Genomic DNA, 18,375 nt, shown 5'->3' with positions numbered 1-18,375 from the left:
TTGAGAAACAGGAAAAAAGATGGGGAGCCGATGGAAAAGGAGTACGATATTATAATTCTCGGGACGGGGACTGCAGGCAGAACCCTTGCAGGCAGGGCAAAGTCCTCTGGATTGAAGTTTGCTATTATTGATTCGAGGGAGTACGGAGGTACCTGCCCTCTTAGAGGGTGCGATCCCAAAAAAGTTCTTGCAGGCGCATCGGAAGCTACGGACTGGAACAACAGGCTTATAGGCAAAGGTGCAGGGACAGAGAAACCTTTGGAAATCAACTGGCCCTCACTTATCGAATTCAAGAGAACATTTACCAGGGATTATCCCCGTGAAGCCGAGAAAATGTTCGCAGATATGGGAATTGATATGTATCACGGGAGAGCTAATTTTGAGAATAAGAATACCATACTTGTCGGAAAAGATAAACTTAAAGGAAAATATATTTTCCTTGCAACAGGCTCAAAACCGCGGAAACTGAACATCCCGGGGGAAGAGTACCTTACAACAAGTGAAGAATTCATGGAAATCGAGAAGCTCCCTGAAAAGATAATTTTTGTCGGGGGCGGGTATGTCTCCTTCGAGTTTGCACATATTGCCATGCGAGCAGGGGCTGAAGTTTTAATCCTGCACAGAAGCAAAAAGCCCCTGGGAGATTTTGATTCCGACATGGTGGATCTGCTTGTAAGGGCTTCCGAGAGTGCAGGCGTCAGGATTCTGACAGAAAGGCCGGTGGTAGCTGTCGAAAAAGAAGGGGACAGATTTCTGGTCAGAGTCGAGTACAAAACCGAAACCGGATCCGAAACTCAGACATTCAATGCAGACATGGTGGTAAACGGTGCGGGTAGAACTCCTGATATCGAAGACCTGCGGCTTGAAAATGCCGGGATTAAAGCCGAAAGAAAAGGGATTATAGTTGATAAGCACATGCAAACTTCAAATCCCCGCGTTTATGCCGGAGGAGACTGTACTGCCGAAGGTATGCAGCTTACTCCGGTAGCAACCCTGCAGGGAGAAATCGCAGCGGCCAATATCTTCGACGGAAATGGAGTCGAAGTCGATTACACAGGCATTCCGAGCGCAGTTTTTACCATTCCTGTCCTTGCTTCGGTCGGGATCAGCGAAGCAAAAGTTAATGATAGACACAGGGTAATTTTCCGTGACCGCAGTAAATGGAGCACTACCCGAAGAGCAGGACTTGAATTTGCAGCCTCAAAAGTAATTCTCGATAAAACAAATGACAGTATAGCAGGAGCCCATATTCTGGGACCGAATGCCGAAGAGACCATCAATATCTTTGCTATGGCAATGCAGCTTGGACTGAGGGCATCCAGCATAAAGAAAATGGTGTTCACCTATCCAACGACGTGTTCCGATATCCGTTATATGCTGTAAACTCAAGCCGCGTGGGAACAGGTCATTTAAGATTTATCTTGACTTATTACCTTTACCAGATCTCCGTCATCTTATCCGGAAAAAGTAAAATAAAAGGAGATACAGATGCCTTTAAAAAACCTGTGTTTAAGGCTGAAGCCGGAAAAAAACACGGACCGGAGTTTTTTCGATGCCCGAAAACAAACCGAAGAAATCAACTCCCAGTGAGCGCCTGCAGGAGTATGAGATCCCTGACAACAGGCATAATTTTGACAGGGTATGGGCACTTTTAAAGGCAGAGTACCCGGATGCAAAACCTTCTCTTAACTACAGCAACCCCCTGGAACTTCTTGTAGCAACTGTCCTTTCCGCCCAGTCAACGGATGTCCAGATCAACAGGGTAACTGAAAATTTGTTCAAAAAATACCGAACTGCCGAGGATTATGCCGGTGCAGACCTCAGGGAACTCGAAATCGACATTTATTCCACAGGCTTTTACAAAAACAAAGCAAAAAATATCAAAGCTGCGGCGCAAATGATAGTAGAACGTTTTGGAGGAGAAGTCCCGAAGACCATGGAAGAACTGGTAACCCTGCCCGGCGTTGGAAGGAAAACCGCGAATATAGTACTTGCAAGGGCTTTTGGGGTAATAGAGGGTATTGCCGTGGATACCCATGTAAAAAGAGTCTCGAGAAGGCTTGGCTTTACCAGGCACTCCGATCCGGAAAAAATTGAAAAGGACCTGATAGCTCTTGCCCGAAAAGAAGACCTTGATTCAATTTCCATGACCATGATCTATCACGGCAGGAAAGTTTGCCAGGCAAGAAAACCCAGATGCCGCGTTTGTGTTGTAAAAGAACTGTGCCCCTCCAGCATTATATTTATTGGAGAGTAAGCAGGGGAAGTTCTTAAGGGCCAAAAAATATCTTGATTGAAAAGAATCCGGAAAAAATAATATTTGAATCCGGAACTCATGGAAAGACTAATAAGAGACACAAAAAGAAGAGATACAAAGAGACTCATAAAAATCTAAGGAGAAGATACATGAGAAGCCGCATCCTTCCGGAAGAAGAGCGGCTTTTCAAAAAAGAAAACGAATTTTTTACTCGGGTTTTTTATTGAAAACTTTCCCGAACCCGAAACTGATTGCCAGTACTGCAATTGTTCCCACTGCAATCGCCAGGACTTCCCCGCTTTTTCCCATTCCTTCAATTGAATAGTCGGGCATCGGAGAACTTACTGCAGGTTCTATTTCTTCAAGTTCGGACATTTTCGATTCCTCAACCACCCCTCCGGCCGCACTTTCCAGCCCGTCAGGATCTGGAGATGCGAGGAATGGAGCAAGAGCCGAAAGCAAAAGCGCAATTGCAATTCCTGCGTAAAGGAATTTCATATTCGAGTTTCTGCTCATGCATGAGCCTCCTTCTTAGATTTCTCCGGTCTGACGGTGAAATTGTCCTCAAGAAGGTCAGGACGGGATTTTGCAATCGCAGCAATTACAACTGCAGTGATCAGTCCCTCGCCGATAAAACCAATTATCAGGTGATAGGTACCCATTGCAATAAGGCCCGGAACCAGGGGGAACGTACCTGCAATCCACATCTGGACCGCACAGACCATTGCCGAGATAAAGAGCCCGAGCCACGCGCCTCCGAAGGCTGCGATGCTTGTGCCTGTACTCTTGCGAAGGGCAACATAGGTATAATATCCGACAAACCCTGAAATGATACCCATGTTAAGGATATTTGCACCCATGGTGGTGATCCCGCCATCGCCAAAGGCAAAACCCTGTACAAGCAGCACGAGCGTGAGTACCAGAACTCCAGCCCAGGGGCTTCCGAAGACGATGGCAACAAGAGTTGCACCTACCATGTGCCCGCTTGTCCCCATCCCTATAGGAATATTCATGGCCTGGATTGCAAAGATCCCTGCTGCAAGGGCGGCAAGAACGGGCACTTTCATTTCGTCAAGCTCGTTTTTTGCCCATTTCATTGACATAAAAATAAACGGAATAGCAATTACCCAGTAGACTATTGCCTGGTTTAACGGTATAAAAGAATCAGGTATATGCATTTTTGTTTTCCTCTTTTTACACCTTATTTTTTATTTTCCCCGTTTTCACTGTTAACATTCCAGTTCCCTTATCTTCAGAATATTCATCGTATAAAGAATAAAAGACCCAAAAAGTCAAAATTTGTTGAGTGCAATCATGCGAATTAGTACTAATTAGAAACCTATTATGCCTGTTCCTAATCTGTATTTTTAAGGCATTTTCGGAAAATTTTTTGTATAATCCTAAATAATCCAGTATTACATATATACATTTTGGTATTATTTTTTTCGATAATTTATTTATGAAATCTCCTTCCGTGTCGGCATTTTTATTTTTTAGTCAGATAAAGTATCCCCGAAGATTCCATCAAGTCGAATAGATATTCATCCAGGAAAAGTTGGTGTTAATCCACATAAGCCCCATTTTTACCACCTTTTTGGGTTCTGATGGAATGCATTTATAATCATATAAGTAATATATACTCATCCGATTTTAATCTTTTGTAATATTTATTATGAAAAAATATCATATTTGTATACCGACATAGTTTCAGTATTGTAGGGAGGAGTATTTATCGACTGCAAGGAAGTAATTGCCAATTACTGGAATTTCAGGTCTTCCACTTACACAAACGGAGTAAATGGCTTTGATGAGGAAGAACGGACAGTCTGGAAACAAATCTTTGAAAAATCCCTGGCTCCCGGCAAGCGTTTAAAAGTACTGGATGTGGGAACAGGCACAGTTTTTCTCGCCCTTCTTTTTGCCTAGATGGGGCATGAGGTAACAGGTATAGACCTGTCTGAAGGCATGCTCGAGAAAGCAAAGCAGAGTGCGGATAATATGGGGTTTGAAATTGGATTATTCCATGGAGATGCGGAAAACCTGCCTTTCGAAGACTGTTCCTTTGACCTGGTTGTGAATAAATACCTGCTCTGGACCCTCCAGAAACCTTCCTGTGCTGTTTATGAATGGGGGCGAGTCCTTAAACCGGAAGGGAGGGTTTTTGCCATAGATGGCAACTGGTTTGACCCCCGTCCGGACAGGCACATCAAAAGAATGCTTTCCGAGCTGACAGAAAGGTTTGCGAAGAAAAACCAGTATAACCTGATCTTCAAGAATTCCTATGCTCCGATAAGAAATTCTCTTCCCCTCTATGAGAAAATAAGTCCGGAAAATATCTCATTTCTCTTTTCCGAAACCGGACTCGTGAACACTGAAATCAATCCCCTCCCGGAAGTGCAGAAGTTTCAAAGGAACAAAAACTCATTTTCACAAAAGCTCCTTAAGAATAACTCTATTTTTCTGATATCCGGGCAGAAAAAGCAAGAATAATCCTTACAACCTTATTCGGCATAACGTGTCGTTTTTTGTCCCGTCCTATTTTTATTTGGACTTTCCATGAAATGCCCTGACATTTTTATTTCTTCATCGTTAACAATTAGATATTATTTAGATTCATACGATCCTGACGATTTTTGTGGATTGGTTTTACATTTTTAATCTCATTTATTTTACTTAATGCAACGGAACTTTTTAACATACATATTTGTTTAAAATTGTCGAAAGCTTTTTATTCAAATTCAAAAAAACTAACTATAAATTATATATAAATTTATAATTTTATAAGAATAATAAAGAGATGACGGGGTATAAGATCTCATGAACAGCTTACTGAACGTTGAAGGCAGCTCCCTTTCAGCCCTTTTCCAGGAATATGAGCCGCAATTGTTTAACATAAGGTCACATATATTGCATTTTTACGACAATATTAAAGACCGCGATTTAAGCACAATTGCGGAGTCAAATCTGGAAGAGCTCTATGCAATATTTTCCGAGCTCGATGAGCTGGGGCATCTGGATGTTGACAGCACGATGTGTGAGTTTGTGCTTCAGGACCCGGCGATCAGGGCCTTACTTCCTGCAGTCCATTCCAGCTACAGCAGTTTTTTCAGCCTCCATGAGATCCGGCTTGCACAAAAAATCCTTGACTATGAAAACCCCTGGAAAATGCTTGAATCTTTTCCCCTGTATCCAAGATACGAAAATCTGATCAATGTCCATTTCCAGAATTCCTCCCGAGCTAAAGTCCTGGCTTTTATAGGCTGCGGCCCTCTTCCTATTACCCTGCTGCTGTTCAGTAAATTGTACGGCATTCGCTGCGTCGGCATAGACAGGGACCCTGAAGCAGTGGCTCTGGCAAAAAGCTGTGTAAAGCACTTTGGCCTTGAAAAAGAAATCAGTATTTTTGCAGGGGACGAGAACGTACTTTCGGAATTCGAATGGGATTCTGTACTCGTAGCTGCTCTTGCTGAACCGAAGCCGCGCATCTTCCAGAATCTCCATACCATAATAAAAAAGAAAAAATCTGATAATGGAAAGCCCATTTCCGTGTGCTACCGCAACTATACGGGCATGAGGCAGCTGTTCTACTGGCCTGTCCTTCCGGAGCATACCCGGGGTTTTCGGAAAATAAACGAAATACGCCCTTCCTGCGGAGTAAACAACACCCTGGTCTTCCTGGAGTGTGAATAACATTCAAAAAATCGAGACTGCTTCCTTAGTTTCCGAGCTCCGGCAGATTTCTGCTTTGGTAAAGGGCTCTGGAGAGAAGGAGATTCTGGGAAGTTCCTCGGGCGAACTGCATGCCCTATTTAAAAGGCTGGACGAACTCGCAGCCCTGGAAGTAGATGAAAAGGCTATTGATGCAACCTTTAAAAGCCCTGATTTTGATTCTCTGGTAGATTCAATTTCCCGTTTCCGGTTTCTATACAATCTGAAACTTGAAAACGAAAAAGCAAAAAGCCTTCTTGAAAGCTCGGATCCCTGGGAAACTCTCCGGAATTTTACACTTTATTCGAACTACCTGCAGCTTGCCAGGACCGAATATACAGGTTCGGGCCTTGAGCCCGGAGACTGTGTCCTTTTTCTTGGCAGCGGTCCCCTCCCCCTGAGCCTGATAGTGCTCTGCCGCGAAAACGGCCTTTTCGGAATCGGAATAGAGCAGGACAGAAAACGGGCAGACCTCTCCAGAGAGGTAATTGCCTGTCTCGGGCTTCCCGAAAGCATCAAAATAATAGAAGGAAACCACTTCAGTCTGCCACTTGAAACCGGATGCGACCTCTACATGATCGCTGCTCAGGCCGAACCCAAAAAGGAGGTTTTCGAACACCTGGAAAAAATTCTTCCCGGAGGAACTAAGGTCTCCTACCGCCTCTACGAAAAGGGCTTCCGAAGAATTCTGGACGGGAATTCCCTCTTTGAGCCGCCTTCAGGATTTGAAGAATATCTCAGGGTTCAGCCGGAGCCTCCGGTTAATAATACGGTCGTATTTCTGAAACGGAGATAAGAATCTCTGAGGACTGCAGAAAAGAGGCTTCAAACACAGAAATGAGTTATAAAACTCAGAAACGAGCTCCAAACTCATAATATTCAGTTTAGAAGCGTTCAGGCAGCAGACCTTTCAGAAATAAGGGCAGCCTTTCAGACGTAAAGATGGACATATATTATGAAGGCTGCACCCAGAAACAGAAAAAGGACATCCTGAGTTCTGATTTTAGTCCTGTAATACGATTTTTCGTGCCCGCTTCCGTAGCCCCTGCAAAGCATGCTGATATAGGTCCTTTCTCCCTGCTCATAGGAGCGTATGAAAATTGAGCTCATACTGTTTCCTACCTGCTCGATTATCCATTTCCGCGGAACATTTTTGTTCCAGATATCAAAGAGCCTGGTCTGCTGTGCGATCCTTATCCTTTTAAGGACAGCCCAGAAAAGGAAGAGGTAGCGTACCATCATGCTCAGGAGCAGAGTAAATTCCCTTGGGATACCTATTCTTTCTGCTGCTACAACCATATCTCTCAGCCGCGTGGTGGAAGAGAGCAGGACAATGGCTGTTATGCAGACCAGAAATTTTGCAAGCAGAGAGCTTCCAAAAGCAAGCCCTTCATAGGTTATGCTTAGCCCAAAAGGAAGGTCAAGGGGGTAAACCGTATAATTTTCTACGAAGGCGGGTCTCAGGAAAGGCTGGATAAGGGCAATTCCAAGCCCAAAAGGCAGAATTGCAAGAATACGGAGGAAAAAGTACCTTAAATCCAACCCGGCAATAAGCACAAGAACCAGCAGATAAACTTCTATGGCAAGAAGGCGAACCATATTTTTATCGTGAATCCTGGGCAGGCTAACCACGTAAATGATTATCGCAAGCGCAAAAAGCAATTTTACCCGGGGGTCAAGCCTGTGTATGGGGCTGTTTTTGTAGGATTCGCGTTCAATATCAGTGAGAGTTACCATTATACATTCTCCGGTAAGGAGCCTTCTTTTAGGTTTTCAATCAATCCCGCCGGTTTTCTGCCCCGAGCTTATGAGCCGCAGGATCTCATCTCTGGCTGTTTCGGCTGTAATCTGGATGTTTACGTCGAGCCCTTCCTGCCGGAGCATTTCAAATACTTCAGCCACTCTCGGAAGTCTGAGGTGAGCTTTCCTCAGGAGTCCGGGATCGTTGAAGATCTCGTCCGGGTTTCCGTCAGCTTCAAGTTTTCCATGGTGGAGCACGAAAACCCTTTCCGCAAAATAAGGAACAACATCCACATCATGGGTGGAAAGGAGCAGGGTAATTCCAAGCTCCCGGTTCATTTTCATAATCAACTCAAGGATGCGGGCAGAACTCAGAGGGTCAAGGCCTGCTGTCGGTTCGTCAAGCACGATAACTTCAGGGCGCATGGCAAGAATACCGGCAATTGCCACAAGTTTCTTCTGCCCCCCGCTCAGGTGGTGAGGGGCTCTCTCTTCAAAACCCGTAAGTCCCACCATTTCCAGGGCTTCCTTTACCCTCTTTTCAACCTCTGCTCTGGACAGCCCCATATTGATAGGCCCAAAAGCTATGTCTTCTTCAACACTCGGAGCAAGCACCTGGTCATCGGGGTCCTGAAAAACTATGCCCACGGTCTCCCTGCACATCCTTACATTCTTTTTAGTAATTGTTTCTCCTTTTACCAGGACCTCTCCGGAAAGAGGACGCAGAATCCCGTTGAGGTGCTTAAAAAGAGTCGATTTTCCTGCTCCGTTAGCCCCAAGCACTGCAACTCTTTCTCCTTTGTATACTTTCAGGTTTATGTTATCCAGGGCATTTGCTTCAAGGTGAGGGTATCTGTGGCAGAGATCTCTTACTTCAAGGAGAGGGGCATCGGTTCTCTCAGAGGCATTGCTTGCCTTCCCCGGATTTTTCCCGATTTCAGGGCTTTTCTGGTCTTTAACCTGCTCGGGGATAACTGCTGTCTCTCCGGGATTTCGTTGGGGGATTAATTTGCTCATAATTGAAAACGTCCTGTAAGGAGACCACTGCTTACTTTATTATATAACTTTTTTAAAAATAGTGTTACAACTAATGAAGTTATCTTTTTTATGCGTTATGGTTTGTACTTTATATTTTTTCCTTTTTCTGTTAATACTCCATGTTTTCAGTCTGTTGCTTGTCCTTTAGTCTGATAATGGAAATTTATGTCCCCTTTCAAAAAATATATCATTAATAGAGATGCAATAAGTAAGGCGATACAACTATGTAATAGTGTTTTGGTTTTGATGTCCACTGATTTTTGGTAGCCGAATAGTTACATTTCGATTTCTGTACACACGTTATTTTTTACTCTTAAGTAATACATTATTCTTTATTATTTAATCTTTGGTAATATTTATTATGATGATTTTATCGATTTGTGTGTCATCTGATTTTTTAGTTTTTGTAGATATTTGGATTGCGAGAAAGCTACTGCTAATTATTAGAATTTTCGGTCTTCTACTTACACAAAGAGGATTAACAACTTTGACTAAGACTTTCGGTTTTTGTATACTCTGAAACTTGAAATCGAAGAAGCAAAAAGCCTCTTTTCAAGCCAGAATCCGTGGGAAACTCTCCGGAATTTTACTTTTTATCCTAACTATCTCCAGCTTGCCAGGACTGAATATGCAGGTTCCGGCCAGAAATCCTGGATCGTGTGCTTTTTCTTGGAAGCGGCCCTCTCCCTCTGAGTCTGGTAATGCTATGTCATGAATATGATCTCTGGAATAGGAATCGAACAGGACAGAGAAAGAGCTTGCCTCTCTCGAAGGTAATTACTCATCTCGGACTTTCCGAAAGAATCCAGATAATAGAAGGAAACCACTTCATCCTGCCACTTGAATCCAGCTGTGAGCTTTACATGGTCACTGCCCAGGCAGAACCCAAAAAGAGAGACTTGAACACCTCGCAAAAGTCCTTCCCGTGGGAAGCAAAATTTCCTACCTTCTATACGAAAAAGGTCTTCGAAGACTACTGGATTGCAGTTCTCTCTTTGAACTGCCTGCGGGATTTGAAGAATGCCTCCGAGTTTAGCCAGAAACTCCGGTTAATAATACGGTAGTATTCTGAAAATAAAAGCCTGGTTAAAACAATTTCTTTTTCGTTTTAGGTATTAGCAAGCAAGATCCACTAAAACAAGGATTGAAAACCGGGTCTTAGACCTGGTTCTTGCCGGTCAGTTACAAAACCTTAAGTCTCATGCTCGTGCATGTGTTCCTTATCATGGGCGTGCAGGTGTTCATGCACAAGCTTGCCATGAACGTGCATGTGCTCATGGATCAGATTTGAGGCAAGAAGAAGTTCGAAGTTGCTAATAATTTCTCCCACATCTCCATCTGCTTTAATTCCATGGTCTTCGCCCATGACTATGGCTCTTTTGCTGATCTGTTCTACCAGTTCCAGATCATGAGTGGCAGTAATTATCGTCTTTCCAGCTCTCCCCAGTTCCTGTAACAGCTCCGTCAGCCATAACTGGGTTCTCGGGTCTAATCCGGCGGTAGGTTCATCAAGCAAAAGGATATCAGGATTAGTAGCCAGGACAGTTGCAATACAAACCTTTTTCTTTTCCCCTCCGCTCAGAGTGTGAGGCGACCGATCTTTGAGCTTGGTCAATTCCATCATTTCCAGGACTTCCATTACTCTGGTTTTGACGTCTTCCGGAGTCATATTAAGCTGCAGGGACCCAAATGCAATCTCCTCAAAGACCGTAGGCGAGAAGAGCTGCACATCTGAATTTTGAAAGACAAAGCCAACTCTTGTCCGGAAATAGGACCTGAATTCATTGTCCTTAATAGTATCGAAAACCTCTTCTATTATCATATTGTCAAAGGCGTAGAATTCTCCGGCTGTTGGATATATAAGTCCATCCAGAATAGCCAGCAGAGTCGATTTGCCACTGCCGTTTGAGCCAATTATGGATATCTGCTCGCCGGAATTAACCTTGAAGTTGATATCTTTTAAGGCATTTATCTTTCCCGTATAGGAATATGATACATTCCTTAAGTCAAAGATCGTCCCCATGTTCATGTCACCTGAAGATATTTTGGGAAGTCGCCACCAGGACTATGCTCAGGGCTATCGACGCTGCACCTGCGATATAATCTCGCTTACGCATTTTGAACTCTTCCATCGTCTTAACATCTCCGGTGAAACCTCTGGATAACATAGCCATATGAACTTTTTCGCTCATATCCAGAGACCTTATTAGTGTGTATCCTATGCGTCCTCCGACCCACTTCTGCTCCTCAAACATGCTTCGAGACCTTATTGTCCTGGCTCTCTTTGCAATGTACATCTCGCGAACAAGATCCGTTAATAAGAAAATGTACCTGTAAGCCATACCTAGCGTGAGAACATAGATCCTTGGAACGCCTACACTGCGTATAGCTTTAAAGAGCATTTGCTGAGGTGTAGTTAGGAAGAGCAGAACTATGGCAGAAACACATGTTGCAACACGCATGATAAATATACTTGCTGCGTAGACACCCTGTCTCGTAATATAAACGCTTCCCGGCAGTGAAAACGGCCCAAGGTGAGCCCCAGGTCCCAGATGTATCAATTGAATAAGTGGATCACCCGGAAAGAAGATGTTGAAAATCATGGGTAAGGCAATAAATGCCGAAAAAATGGGAATAAAGAGCCAGACCCGTTTGATAAAATAACTGACTTCAATCTTGCTGATGTATGCGGTTAGTACTAAAAAAACATAGACAGATGCCAGTATCTTCAGATTAGTTACCAGGACCGTTGCAAATATTATGGCCATAATGGAAATCAGCTTGACCCTCGGATCCAGGCTCTGAAGCAGGCCCTTACGCCTTGAGTAGCTTTCCGCAATAAAAGCAGCCTCTATGAATTCGAAAATTTCCTCAATTGTCCTGCCTATGAAGCTTTTCTTGCCGTGATACGCAGCATGGCATTCGCAAGGTTCTGCATTTACTTCTTTCATCCATTCCGGAATCATAAACCTCCAGAAAAAATAAAACGGGATATTGCTCAGTTAATCTTTAGCGATCTTCTTGCCCATGAAGTACAAGATGCCCATGCACAATATTACTCCTATCGCAGCTGCTAAAATGTATCCCAGAACCGGAGGGAGATTTGAAAAACCGTAATCCGGGATTGGGGCATGCCAGAGGTCTGAAAGCTTTTCCAGGCCCGGTGGCGTATAGCCGACCCTGGCTTTAAGCTCCTCCGGGGCCCATTCGCCATATGCAGTGCCTGCCGCAAGCAGGCCCAGAGGCGTTAGAATTATCAAAAACAACATACCAATAGCCAGGTCTCTTGTGCTTTTCTTAGATACTTCTCGAGGTGCAGCTTTCTCTGCATAGAATATGGATGTATCTGTTCTCTGAATATAGACAAATATCAATGCCGAAACCAGCGCTTCAACGATACTGAATGCAAATGCATGCTCCAAAAACATAGCTGGAACAGTTACACTTAGTGGATATGGCATATAGAGAGGTAAACCATTTGCACCTCTATATAAAATAGGCTGCAATCCGAGAATAAATCCTACGAACGTAGCTGCTACGGTGATGGATAACCAGGCCCCGATGGCTATAGCGATTACCCTTCGTGAGGATTTGATATCCGTATTTCCGCTAATAAACTTGTAAGTATAATAACCAATAAAAGGCATAATAACTGCTATGCTGAAACAGTTTGCCGCATAAGCGGTTAGCCCCCCATCCCCAAACATTAGCGCCTGTAGCGCCAGGGCTATAGATATGGCTATAACTGCAGCCCATGGTCCTATAACGACAGCAATTACAGCCCCGCCCACTGCATGGCCGCTGCTTCCGCCGGGCACGGGCAAATTGAACATCATAATAACAAAAGCGAATGCAGATGCTAGAGCAAGCAGTGGAACTCTTTTAGACCCGAGAGTTCCCATTTTCTTTCCTGCATAAATCCAAATCGGGATCATGATGATCCAGAATGCGATAAATGTACCTGGCCCTAAATAACCATCCGGAATATGCATAGTATCCCCACAGGACGTTAACAATTTATTTTATATATAATCATATCTTTTCATATAAAAATAATGTTTATACGTATTTTTTAACAATAATTTTTTTATAATTGTTATTAATGATTACATTGTCTGCTAATGATCAAATAGCCTGCAATCGTAACCTATAAAGTTACTTATAACTCAGAATAATCGCCTACCTGAACCTAAGAGAATATTGCCTATAATCTAAAAGTGGAGTTCAAATTGGTTTCGAATCCACCTGATTAAGATGGTTTCTCTTTGGGATTAACGAGTGAGATCCGCCAAAGCAAAGATTAAGATAGGGGAAAGACATCTCATTTTTCAGAAAATTTCTCAAACATGATAAGAATTATTTATCAATTAGTGTTATTTTATCTAATTTACTTCCAGGAAAGTATTTAATATCTCACAACTATGTGACTATAGACGAATGAAATAAAAGTTCTAATCGTTTGATTGAAAAGGATAGTGAAAGTTATGGAAGAAAAAGAAACGCATATACACATACACAAACCTGAGGAACAAAAGCCTGAGGAAGCACACGTACATATTCATTTACATGTACATGAATACAAACATACACATGAGCATGAACATGAAGGAGAGACTCACAAACACGAACATCTGCATAGAATCGAACACGAGCATGAGCATGAGCACAAAGAATAAGGAAAGATAATTATTTCATTCTGTCTTAAATCATGCATAGCTACTTGACTGGCCAATAACTACTTTTTTAAGGATTTCACAGTATGGGGGCTGCCTGAATAAGGCAACTAACCTTCTTATTTATTTCTTGGAGACCGAATTAAAGAAACTTTTTATGGGAAAAGAGATGAGCCCTAACTAAAAATGAGATCTTTTTTGCTTTCTTTCCTCGAGAAGAAACCTGATTTCATGGTTAAAAATATGAAATATCTTAAAAGAAAGCATGTAAGAACAATAAAATAACATGAATATACATATTTGTGTTACTTCATAGATATAAAAGAAGGTTCAAATTCTGTTTGTTAATTGAATTTGAATACTGTGTTGGGTTTGTGCAGTCAACTCACCGCAAACTTGACGTTATTTAAAATATGTTTATTGAATTGCAAATTGTAAAAATTGATGGAGTTATGCCTTTAAACCTGTCAAAATATAATTCCCTCAACTACGTAAATTTTCTTGTTGCTGTATTTGCCGTCTTTAGTTTTACAGAAGCTGATCGCTGCTATTCATTTGTAGCAAATACTGACCTCTGCTATTCATCTGTAGCAAATACTCCGTCTTATGATCTTTTGACTCATCTTCTTCAAAAGCAACATTCAGATATAGAATATTCAAGGAGAGAAGTAAACAAATCATAGTTCAAAAGTAGGACATAAATTTACATAGTTGCAGTAAAAGTATATATCGGCCAAGATACGACTTAAATTTATTGTAATACAAAAGATGTAAAAAAGATGCTATGGGTCTGTAACTACATGGGACCTAAGTTGGGGAGATGTGGATGGGAACGAAAATCAGGAGTTCTGGTATCAATATTATTGGAGATATACCTTGGGGAACCCACTTATGCCAGTTCTACCAAACCAAGGAAGATTTGATGGATATACTTGTTCCCTATTTTAAAGCAGGGCTGAAAGATCACGAATTCTGTATCTGGATTACCTCGCAACCTTCAGATGTAGAAGAGGCGAAAGAAGCTTTGAGAAAGTCCGTTCCTGATATTGATATTTATCTGGAAAAAGGGCAAATTGAAATTATTTCCTATACGCATTGGAATTCTAAAGGAAGCAAAGAAGTTATTTTTGATCCGGAGAGACTGATAAATAGGTGGATCGAAAAACTTAACAATGCTCTGGCCGACGGCTATGACGGTTTAAGGTTGACAGAAAATATTTCTTGGTTAGAAAAAGAAAACCGGAATGATTTCGTTAAGTTTGAGGAAAAACTTGATAGTGTCATAGGAAATCACCGGATAGCAGCTCTGTGCACTTATTCTCTTGACATATTCGACACAATCGAGATAATTGACATCATCGCAAATCATCGATTCTCTTTGATCAAAAGAGAGGGGGTATGGCAACAGATAGAAAGTCACAAACGCAAGAAAGTAGAAAATACAGCTATTCGATCTGTACAGGACCCAGAAGTTAAATCAAGGGAAGCATACGATCATCTCGAAGAATTGGTCAAAGAAAGAACAACGCAACTTGAAAAAGCTTGTGTACAGTTGAAAGAGAGTGAAAAAGATCTTGCCGAAGCTCAAAAAATGGCTCATATCGGAAGCTGGAAATGGGATATTGTAACTGATGAACTGTACTGGTCTGATGAAGTTTATCGCATCTTTGGATTTAATCCTCACGAGTTCAGGGAAACTTTTGATATATTTTTCGATCACATACACCCCGACGATCGAGACTTTGTAAATACTACAATTAGAAAAGCTTTGGAGGGGGGACCATTTGACAATAATTATAGAGTTATCTCGGCTGATGGGGAAGAACGTATAGTCCATGCACAAGGAGAAGTTATTTTTAATGAGAAAAATACTCCTATTCGAATGAGAGGAACACTCCAGGACATTACAGAGCGTATCAAAATCGAAGACTTGCTCATGTTAAGCGAGGAAAAATACCATTCCTTCATACAGAATTTTACAGGGATTGCTTTTCAGCAAGATAAGGATTTCAACCTTGAATTTGTAAAAGGGAGTGTAGAAGAGATCACCGGGTACAGCGAAGAAGAGTTAATGTCCAAAAAGCGGTGGAAAAAGCTTGTTGAGAAGGAAGACCTGCCTTTGTTCCTTAAAAAAGAAAGAGAGGTCAAAAATGCTCTCTCTCCGTATTATGGAAAACTCAGCTACAGAATAAGATGCAAGGACGGAAAAATAAAATGGGTGCATGAAGTATATCAAAAAATTCCGGACAAGAATGGAAAATTTGATAGTTACCAGAGCACAGTATCCGACGTTACTGAGAGAATAAAGGCAAAAGAAGCCCTGGTAAAAATTGAGGATGCCAGGAAAAAAGAAATTCATCACAGAATTAAAAATAACTTGCAGGTAATCTCTTCTCTTCTTGATCTTCAGGCCGAAAAGTTCAGTCATAGAGAAGCTGTTCCTACTCTGGAGATTCTCGAAGCTTTCAAGGAAAGCCAGAACCGAGTAATTTCAATGTCCCTCATCCATGAAGAACTTTATAAAGGAGAAGGAACTGATACACTGAATTTTTCTGTGTACCTCCGAAAGTTAGCTGAAAACCTTTTCCAGACTTACAGTCTTTGTAGCAAAAATATCCGACTGTATATGGATCTGGAAGAAAATACGTTCTTTAATATTGATGTTGCTGTCCCGTTAGGAATAATCGTTAACGAACTCGTTTCCAACTCTCTTAAGCATGCATTCGCTGAAAATAAGGAAGGGGAAATTCGAATCCTGCTTTGTAGGGAAGAAATGGATGATGAGATACATAGATCCCTTTTCAGTCTGACAATTTCGGATAATGGAAAAGGAATTCCTGAAAATGTAGAATTGAGGAGTGTTGAATCACTCGGACTGCAGCTGGTAAGCATTCTTGTTAACCAGGTGGATGGGAAAATCGAGCTTAAAAAAGCACGGGGAACGGAATTCAGAATTGTATTTAGCATAGCGGAAAGATCATAGGCCTGGACAAAAAGGTACCGGTGTCATCAAAAAACTCTGGAAGAGTAAACCCGGAATTCATGCCCAAAACCCAATAAAAAAATACCAGCTTTATCAAAAAATAATTGTTCTGAATGAGTGTTTAGCAAAGAAGACTAAATAAAGTCTGTCTATTATCGAATTTTTACAACTTAGAATAGAATAAAGCCAGGATTTTACAGATCGAGAGGAGCTCGAACATATTAAAGCCAAAATTTAACAGATTACATTAATTGATGAAATCGATTGATACAGTAATTTATCACAAACACACATTGTGTCGACAAAATGTATTTGGAAAGAACCCTAATTTAAACTTTACTTAGTGACTAAAGGGTAATACTCCAATTTTTCATTTTGTTGCTTAAGCTTGATGTTTTTGATATATTCTAAGTTTTACGTCATTGTCTGTACTTTTCCTGTTCCAGAGCTCAAGAGATAATTATACAAATCTTCCCCGCATCTTTTACTGTGATGCAGCGGGTCATCCTTCATATAGACATGGACTATTTTTATGCGGCCATCGAGGAGAGGGAAAAACCTGAACTCCGTGGAAAAGCCGTCGTGGTCTGTATGCTCTCCGGGCGAAGCGAACTCAGCGGATCGGTAAGCACATGCAATTACATTGCACGAGAATTTGGAATCAGGTCAGGGATGCCCTGTTCCAGGGCAAAAAAACTTAACCCTGAAGCTGTTTTCCTGCCTGTCAGGAAGGAGTTTTACACTTCGGTTTCAAACCGGATTATGGAAATTCTCCGCAGCTACGCAGACCCCGGAGAAAACGAAGATCCCTTTGAACAGATAAGTGTTGATGAGGCTTTCCTTGAAGTTACCGACAGGGCAGGAGGAGACTTTAACCTTGCTTTTGATATCGGGATTCAGATAAAGAGGGAAATAAAAGAAAAGGAAAAACTGACCTGCTCCATAGGCGTAGGCCCGAACAAGCTGATTGCCAAGATGGCTTCGTCCGCAAAAAAACCTGATGGGATTACGGTTGTGAGCCCGGAAAACCTGGAAGCTTTTCTCTGGCCGCTGAAGGTGTCCAAACTCTGGGGGATAGGGGACGTAACTGCAAAAAAATTGCAGGAAATGGGCATAGTTACGGTAAAGGACCTTGCGGAACACGATGTTATCGAACTTATTTCCACCTTTGGAAAATCCCGGGGCACATGGCTTAAGCAGGCTGCCTCAGGAATTGACGACTCCCCCCTTAAGGAAAGGGAAGGTTCGGAGCAGATAGGGAGGATTGCAACCCTGCCTGAGGATACTCTGGATCAGGGACTTATCCTTCCGCTGCTGGAGAGGCTGGCAGGAGACGTTATTGAAAAACTGAACTCAAGGGAACTCACCTTCAGGGTTGTAACCGTTACGGTCATAAACTCAAACTTCAGGACGTATACCAGGAGCCGCACCCTCAACCATCCGGTTTATTCAAAGGAAGCCCTGCTTGAAGCTGCCCGCGAAGTCCTCGGGGAATTTATTTCGGAAAGCAGGACTGACCTCCGGCGAGTGGGGGTCAGGGTAGGAGGGCTCCAGAAAAGAAAGGGGCAGAAAAGTCTTTTTGATTATTGAACCTGAATGCCATATTGTGCATATTTTGAGGATATGCCTGTGCCATATTTTGAGGATATGCCTGCCTCGCTACTCGTGTATACCTGGATTTTATGTTTTCCCAGGTCACCTGTAAAGGTTCAGGGAGTTACGTTTACTCTGCCAGACCTGTACAGGGTTCTATTGATCCACAGAATTTATATTATTACCCAGAATATAAATAACATTTGCCTCATTCAAAAATTTTAATTCGTTAAAACCCTCCTTTATTGTTAACCCTGGAGAGAATTATTTCATAAAATTTATCATACAAGAAATGTAATAATAATATGGGTAATATTCCGAAATTACTTCCAGAACCTGAATTTCGATCCCATTTTTTAAGCCAACTATTTTTAGTATAGATC

At 42.1% G+C, this 18,375-nt stretch carries 16 protein-coding genes; 9 read left to right on the top strand and 7 right to left on the bottom strand.

The genetic code is table 11. The features are described 5' to 3' along the window. The first annotated feature begins 30 nt into the window (after positions 1-30). The gene (locus tag ACSAZL_RS01810; RefSeq protein ID WP_440947049.1) at positions 31-1,383 is read left to right on the top strand and encodes a dihydrolipoyl dehydrogenase family protein; all 1,353 of its coding nucleotides are present in this window, start codon (positions 31-33) and stop codon (positions 1,381-1,383) included. 169 nt (positions 1,384-1,552) lie between these two features. After that, positions 1,553-2,257, top strand: a complete 705-nt coding sequence (nth, locus tag ACSAZL_RS01805) for an endonuclease III (RefSeq protein ID WP_440947048.1) — start codon at positions 1,553-1,555, stop codon at positions 2,255-2,257. A 207-nt stretch (positions 2,258-2,464) separates the two neighbouring features. Here nth and ACSAZL_RS01800 read toward each other — a convergent pair whose 3' ends face one another. Further along, a complete protein-coding gene (locus tag ACSAZL_RS01800) occupies positions 2,465-2,773 on the bottom strand; it encodes a PDGLE domain-containing protein (RefSeq protein ID WP_440947047.1) in 309 nt (102 codons plus the stop codon). Continuing rightward, complete coding sequence (gene cbiM / locus ACSAZL_RS01795) at positions 2,770-3,435, bottom strand: cobalt transporter CbiM (protein WP_440947046.1); 666 nt, start codon at positions 3,433-3,435, stop codon at positions 2,770-2,772. Before cbiM (ACSAZL_RS01795) ends, ACSAZL_RS01800 begins: the two co-directional genes overlap by 4 nt. 748 nt (positions 3,436-4,183) lie before the next feature. On the opposite strand from cbiM (ACSAZL_RS01795), the gene ACSAZL_RS01790 reads away from it, so the two are divergent. From ACSAZL_RS01790 to ACSAZL_RS01780, 3 genes are all read left to right on the top strand, one after another. After that, a complete protein-coding gene (locus ACSAZL_RS01790; protein WP_440947045.1) occupies positions 4,184-4,747 on the top strand; it encodes a class I SAM-dependent methyltransferase in 564 nt (187 codons plus the stop codon). 327 nt (positions 4,748-5,074) lie between these two features. After that, positions 5,075-5,947 (top strand): nicotianamine synthase family protein, encoded by an 873-nt coding sequence (locus ACSAZL_RS01785; RefSeq protein ID WP_440947044.1) that lies wholly within the window; start codon positions 5,075-5,077, stop codon positions 5,945-5,947. Between the two features lie 55 nt (positions 5,948-6,002). Then, complete coding sequence (locus ACSAZL_RS01780) at positions 6,003-6,761, top strand: nicotianamine synthase family protein (protein ID WP_440947043.1); 759 nt, start codon at positions 6,003-6,005, stop codon at positions 6,759-6,761. 134 nt (positions 6,762-6,895) lie between these two features. On the opposite strand, the gene cbiQ (ACSAZL_RS01775) is transcribed toward ACSAZL_RS01780, so the two are convergent. Together cbiQ (ACSAZL_RS01775) and ACSAZL_RS01770 are read right to left on the bottom strand one after the other, a co-directional pair. Then, entirely contained in the window at positions 6,896-7,702 is an 807-nt protein-coding gene (cbiQ, locus tag ACSAZL_RS01775) for a cobalt ECF transporter T component CbiQ (RefSeq protein WP_440947042.1), read from the bottom strand. Positions 7,703-7,738: 36 nt separating this feature from the next. Continuing rightward, on the bottom strand, positions 7,739-8,722 hold the full coding sequence (locus ACSAZL_RS01770) for an energy-coupling factor ABC transporter ATP-binding protein (RefSeq protein ID WP_440947041.1): 984 nt from the start codon (positions 8,720-8,722) through the stop codon (positions 7,739-7,741). 528 nt (positions 8,723-9,250) lie between these two features. Between ACSAZL_RS01770 and ACSAZL_RS01765 the strand changes: the two genes are divergently transcribed. Beyond that, positions 9,251-9,436 (top strand): nicotianamine synthase family protein, encoded by a 186-nt coding sequence (locus tag ACSAZL_RS01765; RefSeq protein WP_440947040.1) that lies wholly within the window; start codon positions 9,251-9,253, stop codon positions 9,434-9,436. Positions 9,437-9,501: 65 nt separating this feature from the next. Beyond that, on the top strand, positions 9,502-9,807 hold the full coding sequence (locus ACSAZL_RS01760) for a hypothetical protein (RefSeq protein ID WP_440947039.1): 306 nt from the start codon (positions 9,502-9,504) through the stop codon (positions 9,805-9,807). 128 nt (positions 9,808-9,935) lie between these two features. Here the strand turns inward: ACSAZL_RS01760 and ACSAZL_RS01755 are convergent, their stop codons facing one another. From ACSAZL_RS01755 to cbiM (ACSAZL_RS01745), 3 genes are read right to left on the bottom strand one after another with little or no spacing between them, the layout of a single operon-like run. Continuing rightward, entirely contained in the window at positions 9,936-10,766 is an 831-nt protein-coding gene (locus tag ACSAZL_RS01755) for an energy-coupling factor ABC transporter ATP-binding protein (RefSeq protein ID WP_440947038.1), read from the bottom strand. Between the two features lie 7 nt (positions 10,767-10,773). Continuing rightward, positions 10,774-11,709 (bottom strand): cobalt ECF transporter T component CbiQ, encoded by a 936-nt coding sequence (gene cbiQ, locus ACSAZL_RS01750; protein ID WP_440947037.1) that lies wholly within the window; start codon positions 11,707-11,709, stop codon positions 10,774-10,776. A gap of 36 nt (positions 11,710-11,745) precedes the next feature. Beyond that, complete coding sequence (gene cbiM / locus ACSAZL_RS01745; RefSeq protein ID WP_440947036.1) at positions 11,746-12,735, bottom strand: cobalt transporter CbiM; 990 nt, start codon at positions 12,733-12,735, stop codon at positions 11,746-11,748. Between the two features lie 1,501 nt (positions 12,736-14,236). Here cbiM (ACSAZL_RS01745) and ACSAZL_RS01740 point away from each other — a divergent pair. Next, complete coding sequence (locus tag ACSAZL_RS01740; RefSeq protein WP_440947035.1) at positions 14,237-16,399, top strand: MEDS domain-containing protein; 2,163 nt, start codon at positions 14,237-14,239, stop codon at positions 16,397-16,399. Positions 16,400-16,888: 489 nt separating this feature from the next. Beyond that, positions 16,889-17,989 carry a DNA polymerase IV gene (dinB, locus tag ACSAZL_RS01735; protein WP_440947034.1) on the top strand — a complete coding sequence of 367 codons (1,101 nt, stop codon included), beginning with the start codon at positions 16,889-16,891 and terminating at the stop codon, positions 17,987-17,989. Positions 17,990-18,375: the final 386 nt, after the last annotated feature.

The sequence above is a fragment of the Methanosarcina mangrovi genome, from assembly GCF_052057765.1.
Classification (GTDB): Archaea; Halobacteriota; Methanosarcinia; order Methanosarcinales; family Methanosarcinaceae; genus Methanosarcina.
The sequence above is the reverse complement of the archived record's forward strand: the minus strand, read 5'-3'. Positions and strand labels throughout refer to the sequence as shown.

Coding starts and splice junctions, on each gene's coding strand:
- ACSAZL_RS01810 (WP_440947049.1), top strand. CDS start 31: ATGGAAAAGGAGTACGATATTATAATTCTCGGGACGGGGACTGCAGGC.
- nth (WP_440947048.1), top strand. CDS start 1,553: ATGCCCGAAAACAAACCGAAGAAATCAACTCCCAGTGAGCGCCTGCAG.
- ACSAZL_RS01800 (WP_440947047.1), bottom strand. CDS start 2,773: ATGAGCAGAAACTCGAATATGAAATTCCTTTACGCAGGAATTGCAATT.
- cbiM (WP_440947046.1), bottom strand. CDS start 3,435: ATGCATATACCTGATTCTTTTATACCGTTAAACCAGGCAATAGTCTAC.
- ACSAZL_RS01790 (WP_440947045.1), top strand. CDS start 4,184: ATGGGGCATGAGGTAACAGGTATAGACCTGTCTGAAGGCATGCTCGAG.
- ACSAZL_RS01785 (WP_440947044.1), top strand. CDS start 5,075: ATGAACAGCTTACTGAACGTTGAAGGCAGCTCCCTTTCAGCCCTTTTC.
- cbiQ (WP_440947042.1), bottom strand. CDS start 7,702: ATGGTAACTCTCACTGATATTGAACGCGAATCCTACAAAAACAGCCCC.
- ACSAZL_RS01770 (WP_440947041.1), bottom strand. CDS start 8,722: ATGAGCAAATTAATCCCCCAACGAAATCCCGGAGAGACAGCAGTTATC.
- ACSAZL_RS01755 (WP_440947038.1), bottom strand. CDS start 10,766: ATGGGGACGATCTTTGACTTAAGGAATGTATCATATTCCTATACGGGA.
- cbiQ (WP_440947037.1), bottom strand. CDS start 11,709: ATGATTCCGGAATGGATGAAAGAAGTAAATGCAGAACCTTGCGAATGC.
- cbiM (WP_440947036.1), bottom strand. CDS start 12,735: ATGCATATTCCGGATGGTTATTTAGGGCCAGGTACATTTATCGCATTC.
- ACSAZL_RS01740 (WP_440947035.1), top strand. CDS start 14,237: ATGTGGATGGGAACGAAAATCAGGAGTTCTGGTATCAATATTATTGGA.